This is a genomic window from Microcella alkaliphila (genome assembly GCF_004216855.1).
Classification (GTDB): domain Bacteria; phylum Actinomycetota; class Actinomycetes; order Actinomycetales; family Microbacteriaceae; genus Microcella; species Microcella alkaliphila.
This window is the reverse complement of the sequence record NZ_SGXT01000016.1, coordinates 188,303-211,366: the sequence shown is the minus strand read 5'-3', so window position 1 is coordinate 211,366 and position 23,064 is coordinate 188,303. Positions and strand designations below refer to the sequence as shown.

General features: G+C 69.0%; 35 protein-coding genes, 1 tRNA gene and 1 riboswitch. Of the genes, 23 read left to right on the top strand and 13 right to left on the bottom strand.

The window, feature by feature from the left end; translation table 11 throughout:
* Window positions 1-41 precede the first annotated feature (41 nt).
* The 3 genes from EV140_RS09850 to EV140_RS09840 are packed head-to-tail and all read left to right on the top strand — an operon-like array spanning window position 42 to window position 2,091.
* The gene (locus EV140_RS09850) at window positions 42-743 is read left to right on the top strand and encodes a TVP38/TMEM64 family protein (RefSeq protein WP_130283456.1); all 702 of its coding nucleotides are present in this window, start codon (window positions 42-44) and stop codon (window positions 741-743) included.
* A complete protein-coding gene (locus EV140_RS09845) occupies window positions 740-1,255 on the top strand; it encodes a GNAT family N-acetyltransferase (protein WP_130283454.1) in 516 nt (171 codons plus the stop codon). The genes EV140_RS09850 and EV140_RS09845 overlap by 4 nt, the downstream gene beginning before the upstream one ends.
* Window positions 1,252-2,091, top strand: a complete 840-nt coding sequence (locus tag EV140_RS09840) for a glycosyltransferase family 2 protein (protein ID WP_130283452.1) — start codon at window positions 1,252-1,254, stop codon at window positions 2,089-2,091. The genes EV140_RS09845 and EV140_RS09840 overlap by 4 nt, the downstream gene beginning before the upstream one ends.
* A 21-nt stretch (window positions 2,092-2,112) precedes the next feature.
* On the opposite strand, the gene EV140_RS09835 is transcribed toward EV140_RS09840, so the two are convergent.
* The 3 genes from EV140_RS09835 to EV140_RS09825 all read right to left on the bottom strand — a co-directional run bounded on the left by EV140_RS09835 (window position 2,113) and on the right by EV140_RS09825 (window position 5,485).
* Entirely contained in the window at window positions 2,113-3,216 is a 1,104-nt protein-coding gene (locus tag EV140_RS09835; RefSeq protein WP_130283450.1) for a baeRF3 domain-containing protein, read from the bottom strand.
* Between the two features lie 140 nt (window positions 3,217-3,356).
* A complete protein-coding gene (locus EV140_RS09830; protein ID WP_130283448.1) occupies window positions 3,357-4,016 on the bottom strand; it encodes a response regulator in 660 nt (219 codons plus the stop codon).
* Window positions 4,013-5,485 carry a GAF domain-containing sensor histidine kinase gene (locus tag EV140_RS09825; RefSeq protein WP_130283446.1) on the bottom strand — a complete coding sequence of 491 codons (1,473 nt, stop codon included), beginning with the start codon at window positions 5,483-5,485 and terminating at the stop codon, window positions 4,013-4,015. The genes EV140_RS09830 and EV140_RS09825 overlap by 4 nt, the downstream gene beginning before the upstream one ends.
* Window positions 5,486-5,539: 54 nt before the next feature.
* Window positions 5,540-5,647: riboswitch (TPP riboswitch) on the top strand.
* 58 nt (window positions 5,648-5,705) lie between these two features.
* On the opposite strand from EV140_RS09825, the gene EV140_RS09820 reads away from it, so the two are divergent.
* The 3 genes from EV140_RS09820 to EV140_RS09810 are packed head-to-tail and all read left to right on the top strand — an operon-like array spanning window position 5,706 to window position 9,170.
* On the top strand, window positions 5,706-6,392 hold the full coding sequence (locus tag EV140_RS09820) for an ECF transporter S component (RefSeq protein WP_130283444.1): 687 nt from the start codon (window positions 5,706-5,708) through the stop codon (window positions 6,390-6,392).
* Window positions 6,389-8,674 carry an ATP-binding cassette domain-containing protein gene (locus tag EV140_RS09815; protein WP_130283442.1) on the top strand — a complete coding sequence of 762 codons (2,286 nt, stop codon included), beginning with the start codon at window positions 6,389-6,391 and terminating at the stop codon, window positions 8,672-8,674. The genes EV140_RS09820 and EV140_RS09815 overlap by 4 nt, the downstream gene beginning before the upstream one ends.
* On the top strand, window positions 8,667-9,170 hold the full coding sequence (locus EV140_RS09810; protein WP_130283440.1) for a nucleoside/nucleotide kinase family protein: 504 nt from the start codon (window positions 8,667-8,669) through the stop codon (window positions 9,168-9,170). The genes EV140_RS09815 and EV140_RS09810 overlap by 8 nt, the downstream gene beginning before the upstream one ends.
* On the opposite strand, the gene EV140_RS09805 is transcribed toward EV140_RS09810, so the two are convergent.
* The 6 genes from EV140_RS09805 to orn form a co-directional block, all read right to left on the bottom strand.
* Window positions 9,148-10,359 (bottom strand): D-alanyl-D-alanine carboxypeptidase family protein, encoded by a 1,212-nt coding sequence (locus EV140_RS09805; protein WP_130283438.1) that lies wholly within the window; start codon window positions 10,357-10,359, stop codon window positions 9,148-9,150. The two genes, EV140_RS09810 and EV140_RS09805, sit on opposite strands and share 23 nt — an antisense overlap.
* 14 nt (window positions 10,360-10,373) lie before the next feature.
* A complete protein-coding gene (locus EV140_RS09800; protein ID WP_130283436.1) occupies window positions 10,374-10,760 on the bottom strand; it encodes a metallopeptidase family protein in 387 nt (128 codons plus the stop codon).
* A complete protein-coding gene (locus tag EV140_RS09795; RefSeq protein ID WP_157985639.1) occupies window positions 10,747-11,241 on the bottom strand; it encodes a DUF2017 family protein in 495 nt (164 codons plus the stop codon). Before EV140_RS09795 ends, EV140_RS09800 begins: the two co-directional genes overlap by 14 nt.
* Window positions 11,238-11,537, bottom strand: a complete 300-nt coding sequence (clpS, locus tag EV140_RS09790) for an ATP-dependent Clp protease adapter ClpS (RefSeq protein WP_157985638.1) — start codon at window positions 11,535-11,537, stop codon at window positions 11,238-11,240. The genes EV140_RS09795 and clpS overlap by 4 nt, the downstream gene beginning before the upstream one ends.
* A gap of 91 nt (window positions 11,538-11,628) precedes the next feature.
* A tRNA-His gene (locus EV140_RS09785) sits at window positions 11,629-11,704 on the bottom strand.
* Between the two features lie 40 nt (window positions 11,705-11,744).
* The gene (orn, locus tag EV140_RS09780; protein ID WP_130283430.1) at window positions 11,745-12,386 is read right to left on the bottom strand and encodes an oligoribonuclease; all 642 of its coding nucleotides are present in this window, start codon (window positions 12,384-12,386) and stop codon (window positions 11,745-11,747) included.
* Window positions 12,387-12,533: 147 nt separating this feature from the next.
* Between orn and EV140_RS09775 the strand changes: the two genes are divergently transcribed.
* Window positions 12,534-12,797 carry a glutaredoxin family protein gene (locus EV140_RS09775; RefSeq protein ID WP_130283428.1) on the top strand — a complete coding sequence of 88 codons (264 nt, stop codon included), beginning with the start codon at window positions 12,534-12,536 and terminating at the stop codon, window positions 12,795-12,797.
* Here the strand turns inward: EV140_RS09775 and EV140_RS09770 are convergent.
* Both EV140_RS09770 and EV140_RS09765 read right to left on the bottom strand, forming a co-directional pair.
* Window positions 12,756-13,358 carry a potassium channel family protein gene (locus tag EV140_RS09770; RefSeq protein WP_157985637.1) on the bottom strand — a complete coding sequence of 201 codons (603 nt, stop codon included), beginning with the start codon at window positions 13,356-13,358 and terminating at the stop codon, window positions 12,756-12,758. The genes EV140_RS09775 and EV140_RS09770 overlap by 42 nt on opposite strands.
* Before the next feature lie 218 nt (window positions 13,359-13,576).
* Window positions 13,577-13,819 (bottom strand): helix-turn-helix transcriptional regulator, encoded by a 243-nt coding sequence (locus EV140_RS09765; protein ID WP_130283424.1) that lies wholly within the window; start codon window positions 13,817-13,819, stop codon window positions 13,577-13,579.
* A 150-nt stretch (window positions 13,820-13,969) separates the two neighbouring features.
* Here EV140_RS09765 and EV140_RS09760 point away from each other — a divergent pair, with 150 nt between their 5' ends.
* A complete protein-coding gene (locus tag EV140_RS09760) occupies window positions 13,970-14,161 on the top strand; it encodes a helix-turn-helix domain-containing protein (protein ID WP_157985636.1) in 192 nt (63 codons plus the stop codon).
* A gap of 26 nt (window positions 14,162-14,187) precedes the next feature.
* On the opposite strand, the gene EV140_RS09755 is transcribed toward EV140_RS09760, so the two are convergent.
* Window positions 14,188-14,526: an HIRAN domain-containing protein gene (locus tag EV140_RS09755; protein WP_157985635.1), complete on the bottom strand. Its 339-nt coding sequence runs from the start codon at window positions 14,524-14,526 to the stop codon at window positions 14,188-14,190.
* A gap of 83 nt (window positions 14,527-14,609) precedes the next feature.
* Between EV140_RS09755 and EV140_RS09750 the strand changes: the two genes are divergently transcribed.
* Genes EV140_RS09750 through EV140_RS09680 form a run of 15 tightly spaced genes read left to right on the top strand, consistent with a single transcriptional unit; the run spans window position 14,610 to window position 22,693 of the window.
* On the top strand, window positions 14,610-14,843 hold the full coding sequence (locus tag EV140_RS09750) for a hypothetical protein (protein ID WP_130283418.1): 234 nt from the start codon (window positions 14,610-14,612) through the stop codon (window positions 14,841-14,843).
* A complete protein-coding gene (locus EV140_RS09745) occupies window positions 14,840-15,097 on the top strand; it encodes a hypothetical protein (protein WP_130283416.1) in 258 nt (85 codons plus the stop codon). The genes EV140_RS09750 and EV140_RS09745 overlap by 4 nt, the downstream gene beginning before the upstream one ends.
* Window positions 15,098-15,103: 6 nt before the next feature.
* Window positions 15,104-15,346 carry a hypothetical protein gene (locus EV140_RS09740; RefSeq protein WP_130283414.1) on the top strand — a complete coding sequence of 81 codons (243 nt, stop codon included), beginning with the start codon at window positions 15,104-15,106 and terminating at the stop codon, window positions 15,344-15,346.
* Window positions 15,343-15,984, top strand: coding sequence for a phage antirepressor KilAC domain-containing protein (locus EV140_RS09735; protein WP_130283412.1), 642 nt, complete (start codon window positions 15,343-15,345; stop codon window positions 15,982-15,984). Before EV140_RS09740 ends, EV140_RS09735 begins: the two co-directional genes overlap by 4 nt.
* Window positions 15,981-16,178: a hypothetical protein gene (locus tag EV140_RS09730; protein WP_130283410.1), complete on the top strand. Its 198-nt coding sequence runs from the start codon at window positions 15,981-15,983 to the stop codon at window positions 16,176-16,178. The genes EV140_RS09735 and EV140_RS09730 overlap by 4 nt, the downstream gene beginning before the upstream one ends.
* Window positions 16,175-16,441, top strand: a complete 267-nt coding sequence (locus tag EV140_RS09725; RefSeq protein WP_130283408.1) for a hypothetical protein — start codon at window positions 16,175-16,177, stop codon at window positions 16,439-16,441. The genes EV140_RS09730 and EV140_RS09725 overlap by 4 nt, the downstream gene beginning before the upstream one ends.
* Window positions 16,441-17,076 (top strand): hypothetical protein, encoded by a 636-nt coding sequence (locus EV140_RS09720; protein ID WP_130283406.1) that lies wholly within the window; start codon window positions 16,441-16,443, stop codon window positions 17,074-17,076. Before EV140_RS09725 ends, EV140_RS09720 begins: the two co-directional genes overlap by 1 nt.
* Window positions 17,073-17,852, top strand: coding sequence for a hypothetical protein (locus EV140_RS09715; RefSeq protein WP_130283404.1), 780 nt, complete (start codon window positions 17,073-17,075; stop codon window positions 17,850-17,852). Before EV140_RS09720 ends, EV140_RS09715 begins: the two co-directional genes overlap by 4 nt.
* The gene (locus EV140_RS09710) at window positions 17,849-18,331 is read left to right on the top strand and encodes a hypothetical protein (protein ID WP_130283402.1); all 483 of its coding nucleotides are present in this window, start codon (window positions 17,849-17,851) and stop codon (window positions 18,329-18,331) included. Before EV140_RS09715 ends, EV140_RS09710 begins: the two co-directional genes overlap by 4 nt.
* The gene (locus EV140_RS09705) at window positions 18,328-18,684 is read left to right on the top strand and encodes a VRR-NUC domain-containing protein (protein ID WP_130283400.1); all 357 of its coding nucleotides are present in this window, start codon (window positions 18,328-18,330) and stop codon (window positions 18,682-18,684) included. The genes EV140_RS09710 and EV140_RS09705 overlap by 4 nt, the downstream gene beginning before the upstream one ends.
* Window positions 18,681-18,923, top strand: coding sequence for a hypothetical protein (locus tag EV140_RS09700; protein WP_130283398.1), 243 nt, complete (start codon window positions 18,681-18,683; stop codon window positions 18,921-18,923). The genes EV140_RS09705 and EV140_RS09700 overlap by 4 nt, the downstream gene beginning before the upstream one ends.
* Window positions 18,916-19,200 (top strand): DUF3263 domain-containing protein, encoded by a 285-nt coding sequence (locus EV140_RS09695; RefSeq protein ID WP_130283396.1) that lies wholly within the window; start codon window positions 18,916-18,918, stop codon window positions 19,198-19,200. The genes EV140_RS09700 and EV140_RS09695 overlap by 8 nt, the downstream gene beginning before the upstream one ends.
* Before the next feature lie 12 nt (window positions 19,201-19,212).
* Complete coding sequence (locus tag EV140_RS09690; RefSeq protein ID WP_130283394.1) at window positions 19,213-20,568, top strand: ParB/RepB/Spo0J family partition protein; 1,356 nt, start codon at window positions 19,213-19,215, stop codon at window positions 20,566-20,568.
* Window positions 20,565-20,948 (top strand): hypothetical protein, encoded by a 384-nt coding sequence (locus EV140_RS09685; protein WP_130283392.1) that lies wholly within the window; start codon window positions 20,565-20,567, stop codon window positions 20,946-20,948. Before EV140_RS09690 ends, EV140_RS09685 begins: the two co-directional genes overlap by 4 nt.
* Entirely contained in the window at window positions 20,945-22,693 is a 1,749-nt protein-coding gene (locus tag EV140_RS09680; RefSeq protein ID WP_130283390.1) for an SNF2-related protein, read from the top strand. The genes EV140_RS09685 and EV140_RS09680 overlap by 4 nt, the downstream gene beginning before the upstream one ends.
* Here the strand turns inward: EV140_RS09680 and EV140_RS09675 are convergent.
* A complete protein-coding gene (locus EV140_RS09675; RefSeq protein ID WP_130283387.1) occupies window positions 22,690-23,025 on the bottom strand; it encodes a hypothetical protein in 336 nt (111 codons plus the stop codon). The genes EV140_RS09680 and EV140_RS09675 overlap by 4 nt on opposite strands.
* Window positions 23,026-23,064 lie beyond the last annotated feature (39 nt).

The following is a 23,064-nucleotide window of genomic DNA, read 5'->3' as shown; positions in this document are numbered from 1 at the left end:
AAGCGGGAAGGGTCTGCGTCGATCCGTAGACTGAGCCGGCCATGACAGCCGCCGACAGCGAAACCGACCGCGCTAGCGAGGACGACCACGCGAGAACGGTGTCGCGTCGCGTCGTGGCGAAGCTTGTGGTCTTCGTGGCGATCGTCGCGATCGCTGTCGCCACCGGATTGCTCGTCGATCTGCCCTCAGTGGAGCAGGTCCAAACCGCCGCCGACGAGCTGGGCTGGTGGAGTCTCGCCGTGTTCGCCCTGCTCTATGGGGCTATCACGATGACGCCAGCGCCGAAGTCCGTCATATCGATCGCCGCCGGGGCAGTGTTTGGCTTCTGGACGGCACTTCCCGTTGTCTTGCTGGGTGCCTTGCTGAGCGCCACCGGCTCGTTCTTCCTTGGCAAAGCGCTCGGCCGCGGCGCCGTCGAGAAGTTCACCGGTCAGCGCGTTGACAAGGTCGATCGACTGCTGTCCGATCGTGGGCTCGTCGCGGTGCTTGGTGTGCGCATGGTTCCGGTCATTCCGTTCATGGCGGTGAATTATGCATCCGGACTCACCGGGTTGCGGCGGCGCGACTACATCCTGGGAAGCGCAATCGGCATGATTCCTGGCGTCGTCGCGTGGGTCGCCATCGGAGCGTTCGGTCTCGAACTGGGTCCGCCCTTTTGGATCGCGGTGAGTGCGCTCGGCATCCTGACGGCGACCGCCGGACTCGTCGCTTGGAAGGCGCGGAAGGCAGAATCAGATGCATGACATCGCCTACGCCCACGCTTCGCCGTCTCACCGCCGCTGACGCGGACGAGCTCACACCGCTCAATGACGCGGCGAGCCCTGCCGTGCCGATCACGGCAGCCGCGGAACTGGCGCGGCTCATCACCCTCGCCGCTCTGCCGCTCGGACTTGAGCGCGATGGGCGGCTCGTCGGCTTCGTGCTGGCGCTCGCCCCCGGTGCTGCGTACGACAGCGAGAACTACCGCTTTTTCGAGGGGCGCGGCGTCGCGAGTCTGTATGTCGACCGGATCGTCATCGCCGAGAGTGAGCGCGGCGCAGGGCTCGGGCAGGTCCTGTACACCGCGGTCTTCAACGACGCCCGCACCCGCGGGTTCGCCGAAGTGACCTGCGAGGTGAACCTCGACCCGCCGAACCTCGGGTCGCTGGCGTTCCATGCGCGGCTTGGCTTCCGCCAGGTGGGCGAGCAGGCCACGAAGGGCGGCTCCGTGACGGTCGCGCTCCTCGCCGCCCCCGTCGCGGTGGTGGCGGCGTGACGACGCCGCTCGCCGTCTCGATCGTCATCCCCGCCTACAACGAGGAATCGACCATCGAGCCCTGCGTGCTCGCGGCGCTCGCCCAGACCGTGCCGGCCCACGAGATCATCGTCGTCGACAACCGGTCGACCGACCGCACGGCGGCGATTGTGGCCGAGCTGCAGGCCTCCCACCCCGACGCGCCGCTCATCTACCTTCCGCAGTTCGACGAGCAGGGACTCGTCCCCACCCGAAATGCCGGCCTCGATGCCGCCACCGGTGACGTGCTCGGCCGCATCGACGCCGACAGCGTGCTCGAGCCCAACTGGGTCGAAGAGGTGCAGAAGGCGTTCGCCGACCCCGAGGTGGCGGCCGCCACGGGACCGGTGCTCTACTACGACATGCCGTTGCGCCGATTCGGCCTGAAGGCCGACGACACCCTCCGGCGCGCGATCCTGCGCTTGGCCCGCGAGTACCACTTCGTGTTTGGCAGCAACATGGCCCTGCGGGCGAGCGCGTGGCAGGCGATCCGCGGCGAGGTGTGCCGCGACGAAGACGACCTGTTCCACGAAGACATCGACATCTCCGTACACCTGTACGACGCGGGGCTCACCGCGCGGTACATCCCGACGATGGTCGCGGGCATGTCGGCCCGGCGCATCGATGACAGCCCGCGCGACTACTACTCGTACGTCGGTCGCTTCGACCGCACGTACACCCACCACGGGGTGCGCAACCGTCGGCTGCGCGCCCCCGCGTGGGTCTTCCTCGCCGTCTATCCGGTCGCGAAGGGGCTTCGCTGGGGGCAGGGCGAGTGGGATGCTCGCCGCCCGCAACCGCCCGGCTCGCGTCGCTGACGGCGAGCGCCCCGCACCCGACTAGTAGCGCAGTAGGCCGCTGAGGGGCGCCGGTGCCGCTTCGTCCTCCGCGACGACGATGCGCACGGCCGTGCCGAGCGCGGCGCTGACGAGCTCGTCGAGGTCGTCGTCGTGGCTCGCCGCGGTGCCCGCCGACACGATGAGCGTGCCAAGACGCCCCTCGAGGGCCGCGGTCAGCAGTTCGGCGGCGTCGCTCGTGGCCGACCCGTCGGCGCGACCGAGCGCCGCGACGACGGTGCTGAGGGCGTCGGCGCGGTGCGCATCCAATTCGGATTCGATGGCTTTGAGTGCGTGCGCGTGGAGATCCTCAGGCGTCAGCGATTCGGGGTTGTGGTCGACATCGGCGGCGAAGAGGCCGCTCGGCCGAAGCAGTCCAATCATCTCCGCTCCAGCCACGAGCACGATGCGCTCGTGGCGGTCGCTCGTCGCCGCGGTCAGCGCCTGCACCACCGCCTGCGCGTGGTCGTGCTGACGAGTCTCGCGCCACTCGGGGGGAGCGTCGCCGTACACCTGTGTGTTGCTGATCGAGGCGTGGCCGGTGTTCGGGCGAAGCGGCGGGCTCGCCTGCACCGGGTTCTCGTAGTCGTTCTCGACCCCCTCGTTGCCGGCGCTCGACGGCAGCCCGACCGCGAGCGCGTCGCCGAGGTCGGCGCGCGTCGCCGTGAAGAGCTGGGCGCCGTCGTGCGTGGCAGTGGCGACGAGGAACGCGTCGTCGGCATCGAGCAGACCGAGAACCGGCGCGATGCGGAAGCGTCGGCCGACACTCACCTGCGGGTCGACCGACACTCCAAAGCGCACCAGGCGTGGCTCGTGACCGGCGGTGAGATAGATGCCGAGGCTGGCGCCTTGGTTCTGCCAGAACTCGTGGTCGTCGAGCAACTCGGTGGCGGGGGAGAGGAGGGCGGCCTGGTCGCTGTCGGAGACACCGGCGTCGGCAACCTTTTCGCCAGCGTCCCGTAGCGCGTTCTTGAGCACGGTGCTGTTCGCGGCCGTCTCCTTTCCCGTCGTTGCCATCGGCACGAGGATGCTCACGGCGAGCTCGGGCTCGGCGGTCGCGAGCGAGACGAGGGTGTCGGGGCTGGCGTTTTCCGTCGTTGCGTACATGGTTTCCTCCGTGATCGAGCACCCGCGGGGGCGGGCGCAGAAGAACCGGAGACGCTAGCGAGGGGCCCTGGGCGTGTTCTCAGAATTTCGCGCGCGGCATCCGTCGTGTCGCTGCCGTAGGCCGCGCGGGCTTGCGGGCGCTAGCGAGCCGCGTCGAAGCGCTTGGGCAGCCACTCCGCGGCAAGGACGGCGGCCTGTGTGCGGCGCTGCATTCCCAGCTTCGCGAGGATGCCACTCACGTAATTCTTAACCGTCTTTTCGGCCAGGTACAGGCGCAGCCCTATTTCGCGGTTCGACAGCCCTTCGGCGACCAGCGCGAGGATCTCGGTCTCCCGTCGGGTCAAGCCATCAAGCGGTGTCGTTTCGCTGGCGGCCGCGCGCATCTTCGCGGTAACGCGAGCGACGACGGCGGGGTCGAGTAGCGACGCTCCCGCATTGACCTGCCGGATCGCCTCGACGAGTCGCGTCGCGCGCACCTCCTTCAACAGGTAGCCGTTCGCGCCGGCCAGCACCGCGGCGAAGACGGCCTCGTCGTCGTCATAGGAGGTCAAGATCAGGCAGCCGATGTCGGGCCGTGCCGACTTCACGTCGCGGCAGACGTCGATTCCGCTGCCGTCGGGCAGACGCCCGTCCAAGACGGCGACGGTGGCATCGGCCGCGATGATCGCCTCCGCGGTTCCGGCCACCTGGCCCGCTTCGCCCACCACCTCCATGCCGTCCTCCGCGTCGAGCAGGTCGGCAAGCCCGCGGCGCACGATCTCATGGTCGTCGAGCAGGAAGACGCGCACGGTGTCGGTCATGATGCCCCCCAGGGTACGCGCCAGAGAAGTTCGGTGCCGCCGCCCGATGAGGCACCGACCTCACACGTGCCGCCGCGCTCCACGGCACGGGCGCGCAGATTCTCGAGTCCCGACCGTCGCGTCGAATCGCCCAGTCCCTGACCGTCATCAACCACACGGATGCTCACCTCGGCTCCGCGCACCGCCACCGCCACATCCACGCGATGCGCCTTCGCGTGCCGCACCGCGTTCGACAGTGCCTCCCGCACGACGGCGACTACCTCGTCGCCCAGCTCGGAGTCGACGAGAGTGTCGACCGGGCCCTGGAACTCGAGCCCCGAGACGAGGTCTTCGCCCTCGAGCGTCTCCCGCACCAGGGTGTTGATGCGGGCCCGCAGACTGTATGCGGCGGCCGACGGCGGCGCCGACAGACGGTAGATGGCCTGGCGAATTTGCCGGATGGTGGAGTCGATCGCGTCGACCTGGTGGGCGATGCGCGCACCCGTCGGAGTCGTGGGGTCACCCACCACGCTTTGCAGGCCCAACCCCACCGCAAACAGACTCTGGATGACATGATCGTGCAGGTCACGAGCAATCCGGTCGCGTTCGTCCGACAGGGCGATGCGCTGCTCGTCAACGCGCGCCCGGGCGAGCTCGCGTGCAATGGTGACCGACTCGACGAAACGGGTAAGCATGGCGTCGTCCTCAGCGACGTCGCGTCCGGCACCCCGCGCATCCGCCTGGGGATCGACGACGAGGCGATCGTCGTCGTCGACCGTGATGACCCCGGTAGGCACCCTCGTGAGCGCGACCGCGGCGGCAGCGATGGCGGACCCGTCGTCGGGTGAGAGCTCTGCGGCGAGCAGTCGGCGCGAGACCTCCTCCGCCGCCTCGAGCCAGACCCGTGAGCGTTCCGAACGGGCGTACAGGCGCGAGTTCGCGATCGCCGTGCCGGCCATCGCCGCGAGGCTCGCGATCACGCTCGCATCCAGGTCATCAAAGGGCCCGGAGTCGCGCTCGGTGAGGTAGAGATTTCCGAAGGCGGCGCCGTCAACGTGAATCGGCACCCCGAGAAACGAGTTCATCGGCGGGTGATGCGCGGGAAACCCGACAGAGCGTGGGTCGTCCGACAGTCGTGGTAGGCGAATGGTGGCGTCGTCGGCGATGACCGCGCCGAGAATCCCGCGACCGGTCGGCGGGGGGCCGAGGCGGGCGACGGTGTTGTCGTCGAACCCGGCATGCACGAACCGCTCGAGGCTGCCGTCGGGGGCGATGACGCCGAGGGCACCGTAGCGGGCGCGCACCAACTGACGGGCGGCCTCTACGATGCGCTGCAGGGCGATCGACAGGTCCAGATCTCGCGTCACCGCCTGCGCTGCCGAGATCAGCAGGCTGACGCGATGGCGGCCCTCGGTCTCGTCGGCAGCGTCGTCGAGCACCCGTCGCACGAGGGTTTCCAGCTCGTCGCTCTCGCCCATCAGTGGTGCCATGCCCGGAGTCTACTGAGGGCGGGATGCCGCCTTCGAGCCGCCGGGCGTACACTGATCGACGTACACGGGAGCCCGATCGCCGGGCTGAGAGGAAGCCGCAGGGCTTCGACCGTCAAACCTGATCCGGATAATGCCGGCGCAGGGAGGACATCTCGCACCCGTGCCGTTACGGAGAACGGTGCGCGTCCACGGCGCGCACCCATAACGAAAGGCACGAATCATGACCGCACCCACCACCCCGAAATCCGCCGCGCGCGGCGTCGGTCGCCTGCGCTGGCGCGTCGTCGACATCGTCGTTGCGAGCGTCGTCGGCGTTGCCGTCGGGCTCGTCTTCTTCGCGTGGAATCTCACCTACAACCCGATCGGCAGCGCGCTCGGCGCTCTGCTTCCGGGCGTGCAGGGCAGCGTTCACGGCGTCTGGCTGATCGGCGGTGTTCTGACCGCCCTCATTGTGCGCAAGCCTGGCGCCGCGATCTACGGCGAGATGGTCGCCGCAACCGTATCGGCACTGTTCGGAAACGAGTGGGGCCCGCTGACGCTGCTGTCCGGGCTCGTGCAGGGCCTCGGCGCCGAGATCGTCTTCGCGCTCCTGCTGTACAAGGCGTGGGGTGTTGTCGCCGCCATGCTCGCCGGCGCGGGCGCTGGCGTCGGCATGGTCATCCTCGACCTCGTGCTCTGGTACGCCGGAGCCGGCGCGCTGTTCGCCACCGTCTACGCCATCTCGGGCATCGCCTCCGGCGCCATCATCGCCGGCCTGTTGTCGTGGTTGGCGATGCGCGCGCTCGCGCGAACCGGCGCGCTTGATCGCTTCGCCGCGGGTCGCGAGCGTGGCGATGACGACGAAGACGACGACGAGCCCTTGACTGGCGCGTCGGCCGTCGACGACGAACACGCCGCCACCCGGTGACATCCGCCCTGCCGGCCGGCGCCGGCACCACCACACACCCGCGGGCTGCTCGCCTCGCGGCGCACGGCTTCGGCTGGCGTCCGCGCGGCCGCAAGGCCCCGGTGCTCGCCGACGTCGATCTTGCGATCGAGGCCGGCGAGCGCGTGCTGGTGCTCGGTGCCTCCGGCAGCGGCAAATCCACCCTGCTTCAGGCCTTCGCCGGAGTGCTCGGCGGCGACGACGACGGCGACCGCACGGGAAACATCACAGTCGACGGCCGCGACCCGGCGGATGCCCGCGGCCGGGTCGGTCTGCTTCTGCAAGACCCTGAGGCGGGCATCGTTCTCGAACGCGCCGGCGACGACCTCGCGTTCGGCCCGGAGAACCTGGGAGTACCGGTCGCGGAGATCGCGAAGAGGCTCGACGGTGCCCTCGACCGGGTGGGACTCGACATCGCCGCCGACCGGCGCACACCTGAGCTGTCGGGCGGGCAGCAGCAGCGCCTCGCCCTCGCCGGCGTGCTCGCGCTCGAGCCCGGGGCGTTGCTGCTCGACGAACCCACCGCGCAACTCGACCCCGCAGGCGTCGGCGAGATCGTCGACGCCGTCATCGCCGCCGTCGAGCGTCGAGGGCTCACCCTCGTCGTGATCGAGCACCGCGTCGACGTGTGGCTTCCCCACATCGACCGCGTCATCGTGCTTGACCGGGGACGGGTGATCGCCGACGGCGACCCCGCGTCGGTTCTCGAGCGTGAGGGGGAGGCGCTCGCCGAGCGGGGCGTCTGGGTTCCTGGTCGCCCGCCCGTGCATCCGCCTGCCGCCGTCACGGCTCCCGCGCGAGAGCGCACCGTGCTCCTGGAGGCGACCGGGCTCGCCGCCGGTCCCGCCGGAGCCGAGCCCGTCGTCGAGAACATCGACCTGACCGTGCGCGCGGGCGAGGTGATCGCTCTCACCGGCCCGAACGGCGCAGGTAAGTCAACACTCGCGCTGGCGCTCGCGGGGCTACTGCCGAGGGCCGCGGGAACCGTCACGACCGCCGACGGCGTCGACCCTGCGACGGTCAGCTCGGTCGAGCTGTCGCGGCTCGTCGGCGTGGTGTTCCAGAACCCCGAGCATCAGTTCGTCGCCGCCACCGTGCGTGACGAGCTCGCCCTCGGTGCTGGCGAAGTGCCCGCCGCATTGCTCGACCGTCTCGGGCTCGCGCGCCGCGGGGGAACGAGCCCGTACCGACTGAGCGGGGGAGAAAAGCGCCGCCTGTCGGTCGCGACCGCCATCGCGGCGGGGCCGCCCGTGTTGATCCTCGACGAGCCGACCTTCGGCCAGGACCGCCGCACCTGGGCCGAACTGGCCGCGCTGATCGCCGAACACCGCGATCGCGGCGGGGCCGTCATCATGGCCACGCACGACCGCGAGCTGATCGCCGCGCTCGGCGCGCGCGAACTGCGTCTACCCGCCCGACCGCCGAGGCTCACCCCCGACGAAGCTGGCGAGCCGGTCGCCGCGGGCGGGCCGTCAGCCGGGCCCGTGAGCAGGCCGCCGTTGCTCGAGCGCCTCAACCCGGTCGCCGCGCTCGCCGCCGGCCTGTTCCCCGCGCTGATCCTCGTCGCGACGATCGACATCGTCTCGGCCGCCGTCGCCCTCGCACTGCAGCTCCTGCTGCTTCCGCTGCTCGGGGTCGACGCCCGCACGCTCGTTCGACGCACGGCGCCGGTCTGGATCGCCGCGCCGCTATCGGGCCTCACGATCCTCCTGTACGGGCAGACGAGCGGCCAGATCTACGCCGAATTCCTCTTCGTGCGCATCAGCGACGGGTCGATCGAACTGGCGATCGCGACCGTCCTGCGCGTGCTCGCCATCGGCATCCCCGCCGTTGCGCTGTTCGCGCGCGTCGACGTGACCCGCTTCGGCGACGCGCTCGCGCAAACGCTGCGCCTGCCCGCCCGCTTCGTGCTCGGTGCCGTCGCGGCGCTGCGCATGCTCGGGCTCCTCGGCAGCGACATGCGGATGCTCGAACGGGCCCGCCGCGCCCGCGGGCTCGGCGACCGGGGCCGTATCCGCCGACTTCCCGGCCTCGTGCTGGCGCTGCTCGTCCTCGCGATCCGACGCGGTGCTGCCCTTGCCGTCGCGATGGAGGCGCGCGGCTTCGGCGCCCCCGTCGCCCGCACGTGGACTCGGCCGTCACCCTGGCGTGGCATCGACAGTCTTGCCCTTGCCGTCGCCGTCGCCGTCGCGGTGATCGCGACCGTGGCGGCCGTCGCGACGGGGCAGTGGAACAGCATCCTCACAGGGCGCGAGTTTGGCTAGCGGCGCGCCGCCGATCATCCTGATCGACGGTCGCTCGGGCGCGGGCAAGACGACGATCGGGCGCGAACTCGCCGCGCGCGAGGGCGCGACCCTCCTCAGCCTCGACGACGTCTACCCCGGCTGGGACGGCCTGGAGGCGGCCGAACATCACGTGCTCGTGCACGTGCTGCGTCCATTCGCGGTGGGTGCGCCCGCGCGATACCGGCGCTGGGACTGGGCACGGGCATCCCCGGCCGACTGGGGCGACATCGACGGCGACCGTCCGCTCGTGATCGAAGGATGCGGGGCGATCGGCCCCGAGGCGCGTCGGCTCGCCGCCCGCGCGATCTGGGTGGAGCTTGACGACGTCGAGCGCCGCCGCCGCGCGATCGACCGAGACGGCGACGTGTTCGCCGCCCAGTGGGAGCGGTGGGCGCGGCAGGAAGAGTGGCACGCGCGGCGGCACCGACCGCGCGAGCTTGCGGGGGAGACGGTCAGCGGTTCCAGCGGTCGATGACGGTGAACGGGTCGGCGAAGCGCCACCCGATCCCCGGCTCCGTGATCGTCTCGGCCGACTCGAGGATCACGACCGAGCGACCGTCGCCCGTCGTCACCGTCATGCGACCAACGGTGGTGCCGCGCAGGACGGTTGTGCGCTCGTCGATCTCGAAGCTGACGTCGGCCTCGCCCGCGCTGAGCGACGTCGTCTCGACGGTGTCGGTTGCGACAATGCGGGCGGTCTGACCCCAGTCCGACACGTACTCTGCCACCGTGTCGCCCGGCGACACGATCGTGGTCGTGCGCAGGTTCTCTTCGAGCGCGGTGACGACGGAGCGCAGCGCCTCCTCCGCGGCCGGGTAGCTGGGTTGCCCGTACAGGGCGATGGTGACGGTCGTGCCCGCTATCTGCACCGAGGTCAGAATGCAGACGCCCGCCTCATCGGTGTACGTGTTGACGTAGCCGTTGGCACCGATCTCGGGCAGGAACCGGGTGTTGTCGCTGAAGCTCGCGCCGGTCGACACGGTGGAGGGCCGAAGCGCGTAGATGTCGGCCATGACCGGCTGCTGCGCGGTGAGCTGGGCGAGCAGGGCGAGGTCAGCGGCCGTCGCGGTCGTGCCCGGGTTGATGCCCGACACGTCGGCGACCTGCGTGTCGTCGAGGCCGTTCGCGTCCAGCCACGCGCGGGCCGCCGACTGGTAGGCGCCGAGGTCGCCGAACACCTCGATCGCGAGAAACTCGGCGAGGTTGTTGCCCGAGCCGAGCAGGGTCGCGACGAGTAGGTCGCGCCGCGTCCACGCCTCGCCGACAAACACTGGCACGGTGCGGATTCCGGCCGAGGCCAACTCCCGCGTGCGGGACACGTGGTCGGCGGTGATGATGAGCGCCTCGCCGGTGCGTCCGACCTCGAGCGGCTCGCGGTCGAGCACGACGTGGGCGAGGACCAGCCGCGCGGTTCCCGCGATGGGCCGTGGTCCCTCGTCGCCGGCCGTGATCGGGTCGCCCGTGGGCAGCACCACGGCGGAGGCGCCGACGGCGGGTAGTTCGAGTGCCGCACCGGCCTCGCCGCCCGTCTCGATGGAACGCTCGGCGATTTCGAGAGGAGGAACTGGGCTCAGCATTGCCCCCGCGGCATACACCGCGCCCGCCGCCACGGCGAACGCCATGAGTCCGCTGATCACCCGTCCGACGCGCCTACCTGCCCCCATACCGCAAGGCTAATTCAGCCCCACCCCAGTCGATGCAGTTCTTCGTCATCGATTCCATAAAAATGAGCGATCTCGTGCACAAGCGTCACGTGAATCTGCTCGCGCAACTCATCAATGTCGTCGCCCGCGTGAGCGATGAGAGGCTCGCGATACAGGATGATCCGGTCGGGCAGCTCGCCGAACCCGTACTGACCGCGGTCGGTGAGCGCGACACCCTCATACAGGCCGAGCAGGTCGAGCGAGCCGTCCTCTGGCCGCGCCTCCGTCACGAAGATGACATTGTCGAGCCCGTCGACCATGTCGTCGGGCAGGGCATCCAACTCGTCGACCACCAACCGCTCGAACTCGGCCTCCGTCAGCGACAGCGGTTCGGGATGCTCGTGCTCGCTACCGTCCGCCATCGAGTGCCCTCACGAGGTCGTCTTGAATCCACGCCAGCCACCGGTACAGGTCTCCCGCCTCGGGCGGGTCGTCCGCTCCTTCGTCGCCGTCGACGAGAATCCCGAGACGATCGGCGAGGATCAGGCGCAGGTCCCCGATGGCGCGCATCCAGTCGATCGCCTCGCCCTCGGTGACCGACAGAGGAGCGGGGCCGTCCCCGTCCGCGATGGCGCGCAGTCCGGTCGTCATCGTCGCGGCAAACGCACTCTTGCGCTCGATGAGTCCGCGGCGGCTGAGCTCGCGCCACTCGCGGGCGGCCTCCTCGTCGTCGCGGTAGGCGTTCGGAATGACGCGGTGCAGGGCCTCGTCGGCGGCGGGATTCCCGCCGAGCCCGTCAGCGAGCAGTTGCTGGAGTTGCTCGCCGAGCGAGATCAAGATCTTCGCCTCATATGGCTCAAACACCGCCTGGTAGCCGCCGTCGTGCGGCTGGAAGCCCCTCACCGTTCGACCCGCTCGACGCTCGCCCACAGGCCGTACTCGTGCATGGCCTCGACGTGGCGTTCCATCTGCTCGCGGTTGCCCTCGGCGAGAATCGCGCGGCCGTCGTTGTGCACCTGCAGCATGCGCTGCTCGGCGGTGGCCTCGTCGAGTCCGAAGTGGCGTCGAAACACCCACGAGACGTAGCTCATCAGGTTGACGGGGTCATTCCACACGACGGTGCGCCAGGGCACCTCGGCCGCGTGCTGGGGCGTCACCACGACCTGGTTGTCGAGAGCGGGAAGCGGGGCGGCGGTCATCGCCCCATTGTCTCGCATGACCATGGCCTGACCTGAGTGGGTGTGGCCGGAAACGACGTCGGGCCCCGCATTGCTGCGGAGCCCGACGGGGTGGGGTGAGTAACGGGGCTTGAACCCGCGACCTCCTGGACCACAACCAGGCGCTCTACCGACTGAGCTATACCCACCGTGCGTCGCACGAGTGCGACCGGTCAATGGTAGTACAGGCTAGTGCCCGCCGCGCACCACGGGCAGTCGGTCGGCCCAGGCCTCCACGACCGTCTGCGCGGTGGCCTGCGCCTCGTCAGAGGTGGGGCCGGGGTCGGCGACGAACGCCGCCTGCCGGTAGTAGGCGAGCTCGCGAATCGACTCGAGGATGTCGGCGAGCGCGCGGTGCCCGCCGTTCTTCTCGGGCGCGTTGAAGTAGACGCGGGGGAACCAGCGCCGCGCCAGCTCTTTGATCGATGACACGTCGACCGAGCGGTAGTGCAGGTGTGCGTCCACCGTCGGCATCGAGCGCTGCAGGAACGCGCGGTCGGTGCCGATCGTGTTGCCGGCGAGCGGTGCGGAACCGGTGGTCGGAACGTGCTCGACGATGTAGTCGAGCACCGCCTTCTCGGCCTCGGGGAGGTCGGCGCCGAGGGGCAGCTCGTCGAGCAACCCCGACGACTCGTGCATCTGCCGAACGAAATCGCTCATGTTGGCCAGCGCCGTGGGCGACGGCGCGATCACGATCGAAAACCCGGGATGCACAGGGGCGAGGTCGTAGTCGGTGATGACGACGGCGACTTCGACGAGTTCGTCGACGGCGAGGTCGAGCCCCGTCATCTCGCAGTCGATCCAGACGAGACGGTCGTTGGCTGCACTCACCCGGGCAGTCTACCGGCGGGCTCCGACACGGGCGGCGGCAGGCCGTCGCGGTGCGGGACACCGAGCGCCTCGATGGCGCGCCGTGCGAGCATCCGTCATTCACTGTTCACCGCAGGTTCGCCGGGGGCCGCGCCGTAGCATGGGGGCGTGCGACTCGAGCTTTACACGTCAGCGTTCTGCGACCCCTGCCATCGGGCCAGGGAGGTCGTCGCTGAGGCACAGCGCCTCGTGCCCGCGCTCGAGGTCGTCGAGCGCGACGTTGCGGCGCACCAAGAGCGAGCGGCTGACCTTGGCATTCGGTCGACGCCGACCGCGGTCATCTACGCGGCCAACGGCGACGAGCACCTCCGCGCGGAAGGCGTGCCGACACTACCGCGCCTGCTCACCGCCCTCGCCGCCGTCGCCGACTGAGCTGGCGCCGCCCGCCGCAGCCTCCTTCGCCGCTCGCTCCGCCTTCGCCTGCTCATCGACGTCCTTGATGCGCTCGACGAACCACGAGGCGAGCGTCGCCGTGACCGAACCGACGAGGGCAATGCCCGCGATCATGAGCCCCGAGGCGATGATGCGACCCGTACCCGTGACCGGATACAGGTCCCCGTAGCCGACCGTGGTGATCGTCCCCAGTGCCCACCACAGCGCATCGGGAAACGTCGTGATGAGGGCGCCGTCGGCGTTCTGCTCGGCGTCGAGCACGCCGAGCGCACCGATCAGGATGATCACGAGGGCCGACACCGTGACGTACACCGTGACCGTGCCGCGGAACGCCGAGCCCGTGGCCTTGCGCAGCACCGCCAACAGCGTCATCAGGCGCAACAGGTACAACGGGCGGAAGAATGGGAGGACGACCATCAGCAACAACGGGATGTTGCGCCAAAACCAGCGCGCCCGCGGCTTCGCGAGCGCCAGCCGCGCCACATAGTCAACCGCGAACACGACCCACAGAACGAGCAGTGCCACATCGAGGGCGATCAAGGTCGTGCCCGTCGGCTGGGCGATGACTAGCCACGAACACGCGCCCAAGAAGACAATAGCCGTCGAGGCGATCGGTCACTCGGCAACGCGGGTCCAGCGCTCCTACATCATGCGATCCACGGGAGGCAGGGGGGCCGGGATCTGCGGAGAGGGCGCGCCGCTCCGGTACCCTGAACGCGGTAAAGCCCTCGTAGCTCAGCGGATAGAGCAGGAGCCTTCTAATCTGAAGGCTGGTCTTCTCTCCGCGGGGCGAGGTCCTCGCGCGCAACACCTGTCACATCGGCCCACTCGCGGAGGATGTACTCCTTCTTCGTCCCGCGCTTCTCGTAAGCGATCACCGACGCGCGGTCGATACCGATGCGGTCGGCGATCTGCTGCTGCGTCAGGCCCGCAATCTCGCGCGCCTTCTTCAGGAAATCTGCCTGTGTGAAGTGAATGCGTACCGGGGTGGCTGTGCTCATGTGTCGATGCTACGACATGCGCCGGGAACAGGTCAATAGCCGCACCCACCCCAAAAGAGGGACAAACGAGACACGCCGTAGTTTCGACATATGTTGACTCGCGTCGCAACATCGTCGTAACCTCCACATATGTCAAACTCTCCACAGCCGATGACGACCACCGAAGTCGCCACTCTGCTCGGGAAACAAGCGCGAACCATTCAGCGCCAAGCCGACGCCGGCATCCTCCCCACGATCGGCAAACTCCCCGGCCGCACTGGCGCCTACCTCTTCGACCGCGCCCTCATCGAGCAGCTCGCGAAGGGCGAGGCGGCGCTCGCCGAGGGCGGTGATGCAGCGTGAAGAACGAACCGAATCGCGAGGGCACGCTACTTGAGCAGGCTGGCAACCACGGAAGGATCAGGCAGCCACAGCAGAATCCAGCGAGCCTTGCCGTCTACGGTGAGCCGCACCTCTCCGGGCACGACAAAACGTCGCCGACCAATGCTCCGACACAGCGGACTCCACACGCGTGCGAGATCCCTCGGCAGGTAGCCAACCGCCTTTCTCGCCACCACGGCAACAGCGTTCGCGTCATACGCGTTACTCGGCTCCGCAGCAAGCGTGAACCAGTAGCTACCGACCTTCGGCACATGCCGCTGTCGATAGCTCGTCCCCTTCACAGCGACATCAATGTCGCCACCCTCGATCCGCAGATACCTGCTCACGCCCACGACAGTACGTCGGAGCGCAGCGAGTTCGCCACCCCCATCACGTGTCGCCAGGCGCTCGCCGAGGGCGGTGACGCCGCGTGAGCGAGTACCTGCTGCTGAACATCGCCGTCGTCGGCATCCTCGTCGCCGCCGCGCTGCTCGTCGTCGGCACGATCCTCCTCGGCCGCATCGTCACGCTCGTGTATCGGGCGAACCGTCGCCTCGTGATGGCGGAGATGAAGAACCAGGCAGCGAACGTCGCCTATTGGGATTCCCTGCACACCTACTGGGCGGCGCTCGATGCCGTCCGCATGGCCGGGGTGCGCTCATGACGACCACGCGCCTTCACACTCTCGACGGCCCCCCGACGCTGCCGGCGTCTCCGTCGAGTGCCCCCAGCGGGAGCGCGGCACCGCAGACCCGAAGCGGCCGCCGCGCTCCCGCACCCATCCGGCACCTCGCACGCCTCACCGTGCTCGCGCTCGCCTTCGCCGGCATCCACGCCGCCGCAAGCCACACCCTCGCCGCCATCACCGTCGCGGCCGTCCTGTTCGCCGTCCTGCTCCTCACACCGTCCCGGAGGTAACCCACCGTGCGCAGCCACCCCACACTCCGCCGCATCCGCCCCGCCAACATCGCAGCGTTCCTCGCCGGCGTCGCCGTCGTCGTCGCGATCCACGTCGGCGGTCTGCAGCCGATCCTCGACTACCTCGTCCAGGCCGCCATGCACACGCGGGTGATCTTCCTCGTCATCGTCGCGGCCCTCCTCGGTATCGTCGGGCTTGGCTCCGCGATCCTCGCCCTCCGCCACCTCGAGCGCCACGCAGTCCGATGAGCGACGAGCCACGCACCGTGGTCGTCCCGTTCCGCTGGACCGGGCACGGCATCGACATCCGCGCCGTCCTCACCGACGGCGACAGCGAGCCCCGCTTCGTCGGCCCCGACATCTATACCGCGCTCGAGCTCATCGACGACAACCGCGACCTCCTCACCGTCGCCGAGGTCGTCGCCCTTGTCAACAGATTCCCGAACGAGCAGCGACTCGAGTTCCTTGTCTGGTTCGACGAGATCCGCCAAGAGCTCGTCGACGGCGTCTTCTACGCGATCGTCACCCGCACACCCTTTGGCCGCGGCCCCGTCGACGACGGCCACCACTCCATCAGCGAAGCGGCCGACATCCTCTCCCGCGACCCCGTCATCCGCGTCAGCCGCGACGAACTCTTCCGCGACCTGCTCCGCGACTACGGCTGGACCATGCGGGAACCCATCACCGGCGCCTGGATCCCCACCGACCGCGCCACTAACGCCGGCTGGCTCGCCCGCGACCAAACTCGCGGCCGCACCGACCGCATCGCCTACCCGCAGGTCCGCGTCACCCGCGCCGGCCTCGAAGAGCTCCACCGCCGCCTCGGCGGCATCGCCGCGCTCCACGTCGACGACCACCACCCGCAACTGATCGAGCCGACAGCATGACCCGCGACCGCTACACGATCGTCGTCGTCGACCAAACGGCCGGCGCCACCTTCACCCTCACCCGCACACCGATCGGCACGACCATCGACGGCACCCGCCAGGACGGCCACGCCATGCCCGGCAGCGAGGCCCTCGCGATCCTCCACGACATCACCGTCGACCAGCAGCTGCAGTCGATGGAGGCCAGCCTGTGATCCACGTCGAGCCCCTCACCCAGGCGACGTCGACGACGCTCACGTGCGACTTCTGCACGAACACCGTCCAGCACGTCGCTGGCACCGAGTCGCCCTCCATGGTCGAGTACTTCTCCCGCCTCGGCTGGATCGTCCGCAACGACCCCGACGCAGCCTTCGTCGTGATCTGCAACCGCTGCCGACCGCTCCTCGAGGACCTCACCATCGCCCTGGACAGTGCCCTCCCGCGCGCGATCGCGGACCGATCGAAGGCGAGCAGCTGATGCCGTTCGAGACGTTCCAGAAGCCGGCCCGCCGCATGGGTCGCCCGCCGACGAACCCACAGGTCGCACTGCCGGGCGATCACGACGCGATGACCGAGACGCAGAAACGCACCCACTACTCGCGCGGGTGCCGCCACGACGTCTGCCGTGCCGCCGCCAGCGCGTACAACAAGGCTCTCGCCGCCCGCAAGAAGGCGAACGCCACCGGAGCGGCCTCTGACGCGGCAGAGCCCGCCGTGCTCACGCAGGCTGAGCGGGAACAGCGTCTGCCCGCTCTGGGCGCCACACGCCGCATCCAGGCCCTCATGCGTGCCGGCCACTCACCGGTGCAGATCGCCCGCCGCTCTCAGGTCGGCGTCGATGCCGCCTGGTGGCTCGCGCTCGGCCAGGTCGACGACGTCGCGAAGGTCACCCACACCCGCATCGACCAGGCCTTCCACACAATGCGCACATCCCTGCCTGAGCCGATGGCGAAGACCCGCGCCGACGGCGACCGCATCACGGCCATGTCCCGCGGCTTCGCGATTCAGCAGGGCTGGGCTGGCCCTTTCGACTGGCGCGACATCGACCGCGACGAACGACCCCAGCACACCCCGAGCACGCGCCGTAGGACGGCCACGGAGGCCACCGCATGACCTACTTCCTCGTTGACGACGAGATCTCCTTCCACCCCAAAGCGCTCGCGGCCGGCAACGCTGCCATGGGCCTATGGGCGCGCGCGGGCGCATGGTCCAAGAAGTACGTCACCGGCGGGCTCATCCGCGACGACGTCGCCCTGAGCATGGGCACCAAGGCGGAGTGCGAACGCCTCGTCGCCGCCGGCCTCTGGGTGAAAGTCAAGGACGGCTACCGCTTCCACGACTGGGAGGACATTCCCGGGAACCTCGACGCCGACGGGGAAAAGAAACGCCGCGATTCCGCTCGTGAGCAAGCCCGCGTCCGCAAGCAACGACAACGCTCTCGCCAGACTCCCGGTCACGCCGACAGTCACGCAGAAGGTCACGCCGTGACAGACACCGTGACACGTCACGAAGTCACGGCGGGAGTCACGCCCCCTGTCACGCCCCAGTCACGCACACCCTCAGTCCACAGTCCTGTTAACAAGACTTCTTCTGTCCGTCCAGTACCCGAACGCGCGGAAAACGACGGACGGACGGATGATGCCGACGCCGATCAGAGCATGCGCGCATCCGTCGCCGGCCTCGGCGTCGACTACGACAAAACCGCCGCCGCCATCGGCAAAGCCTGCGGCCGCATCGCATCCCCATCCGACGTCGCCCGCATCGTCTCCACGATTCTCGACCGCGCCACCACCACACCCCGATCACCCACCGGCTTTGTCGTCACCGCCATCCAGAACGACTGGCCCGAGTTCCAAAAACTCATCGACACCGCCGAGGAGGCAGCATGACCACCCCACCCCAACAAGCCATCTGGGACGCGATCATCGACATCGTCGCCGAACACGCAGACGGCCAGTGCGACCACGACTCCAACGTCTGCCCGACGATGCTCACCGCATCCGAAGCGCTCGCAGCCGGCATCGACGCCCGCACCCCCGACGAGCAAGTCGACACCGTCCGCTGGCTGATCCGCCAGCTGCACTCCACGAACCTCACGAACTCGATCACCGAGTCCCAAGACCACGGCCACGCCGTCGCCGTCAGCAGCGCCTTCAACATCGCCGAAAGCGGCGGACTCATCGCCGGCATGCTCTACATCGCCGACGCATCCGGCAACCCCCGCCTCGGAGACGCCGCCGAGCTCATCATGCGCGCCCTGGGCACCACCGGCAGCGTCCGCACCGCAGCCGCCATCCTCCCCGCCCTCGTCAGCGCCCTCCGCCACCGCCGCCAGCAAATGGCCGCCCCCGTCCGGAGCAGTCGATGACCGCCCTGCCCGCATCGATCGACGCCGCCGAGTACGCCAAGCTCCGCGCCGACCAGATGACCGAGAAGCAACTCCAGGACGTCGTCACCCGCCTCGCCGGCACCCTCGGCTGGCGCTGCTACCACACCCACGACTCCCGCCGCAGCCAACCCGGCTTCCCCGACCTCGTCCTCGTCCACCCCCGCCTGCGGCTGACCCTCTGGCGCGAGCTCAAGACCCAGAGAGGCAAGACCAGCCCCGCCCAAGACGGCTGGATCCGCGACCTCACCGCCGCCGGCCAGGACGCCGCCGTCTGGCGACCCATCGACTACTTCACCGGCCGCATCGAAACCCAACTCCGAGGCCAAGCATGACTGGGACGGCGCTCGCCGCAGCGGTCCTGGCCGAGCGTGCCCGGTGGGAGCGGAATCTCGAAGCGGAACGGGTGACGCACTCGCGCGAGACGCTCCCGGAGCTTGTTGCCCGCCTCGAGGCCGCCGAGCGCCCTCGGCCGGCCCGTCCGCGCGTCTCGCTGGCGCCGCTCGGCGATGCAGTGATCCAGCAGCTGTGCGACGACGTCGCCGCCCTCGACCCGTGGACCGGCCATGCGTGACCCGAAGCCGGCACCTGCCGCGCATGAACCGTCGTGGACGGTCGCGCAGATCCTCGACTTCGCCCGCACCCACCCGCGCCTCGGCATCAAGAACGACCGCGAGATCCGCGCTCAGCTGCACGTCTCCCGCACCCGCTACGCGCAGATCCTCCTCGTTCTGACCGACCCGAAGCAGGGCTACCTCAAGGTCGCCCTGCAAACCGACCCGATCACGACCCGACGCATCATCGACCACCTCGCCACCCGCCAGGGCGCCCGCGCCCGCCACACGAAGTAAGGAACCCGTCCCATGCCCGCAACGACAGCCACCCCCACCGTCGTCACCCTCAACCCCGCCGACATCCGCGTCGACGCCAACATCCGCCGCCACGTGAAACCCGACCGCAGCTTCTGGGCCTCCGTCAAGCAAGACGGCGTCGTCGTCCCGGTGATCGTCGAGAAGACCGACGACGGCTACCGCCTCATCGACGGACAACGCCGCACCCTCGCCGCCACCGACGCGAAACTCGACGCGATCCCCGCCGTCGTCATCGACCCCCTCGCCGACGACGCCGGCCGCATCATCCGCCAACTCGTCGTCAACGAACACCGCGAGCAGCTCACCGACGCCGACCGCACCGCCGCCTTCCAAACCCTCTTCGACCTCAATGTCTCCGCCGACCAAATCGCCCGCAAGACCAAAACCCCAAAGGCTCGCGTCGAGACCGCCCTCAAGGTCGCCGCCTCCACCCACGCGGCCGCCGCGATCGAGAAGAACGTCCCCCTCGACCTCGCCGCCGAGATCCTCGAGTTCGACGACGACCCCGACATCGCCACAGAACTCGCCGACCTTGCCGCCACGGACCCCGGCCGCTTCGCCCACACCATCCAGCGTCGACGTGAGGAACGCGAAGAACGCGAAGTCATTGCCGCGGCGCTCGCCGAGCTCTTGAAGGCCGGCACCCGCGTCATCGAGTCGTTCTCTCGCTGGGACCACAAGGGGCCGGAGAAGTACCTCGACGATCTCGCCGAGACCTCCGAGGATGCCGCGGGCTACAAGCGCTTCGACCCGGTGACGCACGAGTCGTGCCCGGGCCACGCCGTGGCGATCACCGTCGGTTACGACTGGTCGAACGGCGACCGCACAACCAAGGCGGTTCTCAACCCGGTCTGCACCGACTGGAAAGCGAACGGCCACTTCATCCGCGGCCGCGCCAAAGCTGCCGCCGGCGGCGCAATCGACGAGGACGAGAAGGCCCGCCGCAAGCTGGCGCGGGAGAACAACAAGGCCTGGTCGACCGCGACCGTCGTCCGCATCGAGTTCGTCAAGAACCTCCTCGCCGAGAAGGAACCGCCCGCCGCCTGGGAGGGTTTCGTCGCGCACTTCCTGGCGCGCGGGGGAGTGGAGGACTACCGCATCCGCAGCACCACCGAGCAGCTCCTCGACATCCGCTCCGACTGGGTGAAGTGGCTGAAGGAAAACCCGACCCGCGCCGCCCACATGTGCCTCGCGCACGCGATCGCCGCGATTGAAGGCCAGTACGAGTACGCCAAGAAGGGCTGGGACCACTCACTCACCCCGAACTACCTCGCCTGGCTGTCCGGCTGGGGCTACACCCTCTCCGACGTCGAAGAGACCGCCAAGAACGCGAAGGCGAAGAAATGACCGCCTCCGCCGCCACCGGCCTCGCCGTGTCAATCTTCCGCGGCGACCTCGCCACGCTGCGCCCGACCTACACGAACGAGGCCGACCTACAGCGCGCGATCGCCGACCACCTCACCAACCGCGGCTACACCGTCCAAAGGGAAGTCGAACTCAGCGGCGCCGACCGCATCGACATTTACCTCCCCGTGCTGCGCTTCGGCATCGAAGTGAAGATCAACGGCAACCTCTCCCAGGTGCAGCGACAGCTGACCCGCTACGCCGCCTCACCCGCGATCGACGCCCTCATCCTCGTCACCACCCGCGCACGCCACTCCCGCCTCCCACACACCATCAACGACGTCCCCGTCGCCGTGCACTCACTCATCGTGGCCGGCCTATGACCCGCACCTACGGCACCTACACCCTCGGCCACACCGAACCGACCGCCATGACCCCCGGCCGGCCCACCTGGTACCTCACCCTCGAACCCGACGTCCGCATGCGCGCCCGCCGCATCTTCGGCCGCATCGGACACACCCGCACCGAGCAAGTCACCATGACCCACACACCCGAGGTCTGCACAGACCTCACCTGGTTCATGGACCGCTACCCCCTCACCCCCGAACGACCCGAAGACGCCACGGCGCTCGCCGAGGGCGCGGCCGCGCATGCTCGAGCTCGTGAGGCGGTCGAGCAGCTCCGTGCTGGCGGCCCGGTGGCGCTGCAGCTTGAGCACGAACCGGCGAAGACACCGCGCGAGTACCAGCTCGCCGCCGTGCAGCTGCTGCGCGCCACGCGGCGCCTCATCCTCACCGACGAGGTCGGCCTGGGGAAGACGTTCACCGGACTGCTCGCCGTCAACCACGCCGACGCGCGCCCCGCGCTCGTTGTCCCGCCGACGCATCTTCCGCCGCGCTGGGTGACGGAGCTCGAAGAGGCCTTCCCGACGTTCACCTACGACGTCGCGAAGAAGACCGCATTCCCGCCGAAATACGCCGTCGAGGACCTCCCCGACGTGCTCATCGTCCCGTACTCGAAGCTCGAAGGGTGGGCGTACCACCTCGCCGGCCGGATCCGCACGGTCATCTTCGACGAGGTGCAGGACCTCCGCCGCGGCACCGTCACCGTCAAAGGCTCCGCCGCCGCACGCATCACACAGACCGCCGACTACGTCCTCGGCCTCACCGCCACCCCCGTGCACAACTACGGCGGCGAGATCTGGAACCTGTACGACATCCTCGCCCCCGACGTCCTCGGCACCCGTGAAGAGTTCAACCGCGAGTGGGTGTCCACCTACGTCTCTCAGAACGCTGTCGTCGGCGATCCCGCAGCGCTCGGCGCACACCTCCGCGAACAAGGCCTCATGCTCGGCCGCACCCGCAAAGACGTCGGCCGCGAGCTCCCGAAGACCGTCAAGGTCCCCATGGTCGTCGACTCCGACCACAAGGCACTCGCTGATGTCGCCGAGTCCGTCCGAGCTCTCGCCGAGCGGATCTTGTCCGACACAACCTCGAACCAGGAGAAGTGGCAGGCCGGCGGGGAGATCGACTGGCAGTTGCGCCGCGCCACCGGCGTTGATAAGGCCCCGCACGTCGCTGACGTCGTTCGCATGCTCCTCGATTCGGAAGAGCGCGTCGTCCTGTTCGGCTGGCACCGAGACGTCTACGAGATCTGGCTCGACCGCCTCGCCGACTTCAACCCCCGCCTCTACACCGGCACAGAATCGCCGAAGCAGAAGCAGGCCGCTATCGACGCGTTCACAGAGGAACTCACCCAGGAGCGCGACGACCAGTGCCGCATCCTCATCATGTCGCTCCGCTCCGGCGCCGGCGTCGACGGCCTCCAGAAAGTCTGCCGCGTCGCCGTGTTCGGCGAACTCGACTGGTCACCCCAAGTGCACGAGCAAGCAATCGGCCGGCTCCGCCGCGACGGCATGGGCGACGACCCGCCCGTCGCCTACTTCCTCCACTCCACAGAAGGCTCCGACCCGGCACTCCTCGAGGTGCTGCAGGTGAAGCGGCAGCAGGCCGAGCCGATCGTCTCACCCGACGGGAAGCTGCTCGGCAACGCCACCATCGACACCGGTCGCGCACGACGTCTCGCCGAAACCATCCTCGGCACCGCCCCACGGAAGGCGGTGGCCTAGATCGTGCCCTCCTCGCAACGGCCCAACGTAAACGTGCTCCTGCCTTCGAGATCGACACCCTCGCGCGTTGCCGCTCGATACGCCATGTCCTCCCGCCAGCCATGCATCATCTCGAACTCGGTCTCATCTAAAGCCGCTCGCGCGCTGCCCCAAACCTTCACGATGAGCCCCGGAGATGAATCCGGCACCAACTTCACGAACGCGGATTTCGGCGTCAACGACCAATCGAGGTCACGCCCCTTCATCGATAATCCGGACAAGCGATCAGCGAAGGACCCTGCAACAGGGCCGGTCAAGCCGAACTCGTACACAACCTCGGTCCACCAAGCCATCTCGGAACCGTACTCAACGACGCCCGCCGCCCGTTGCGC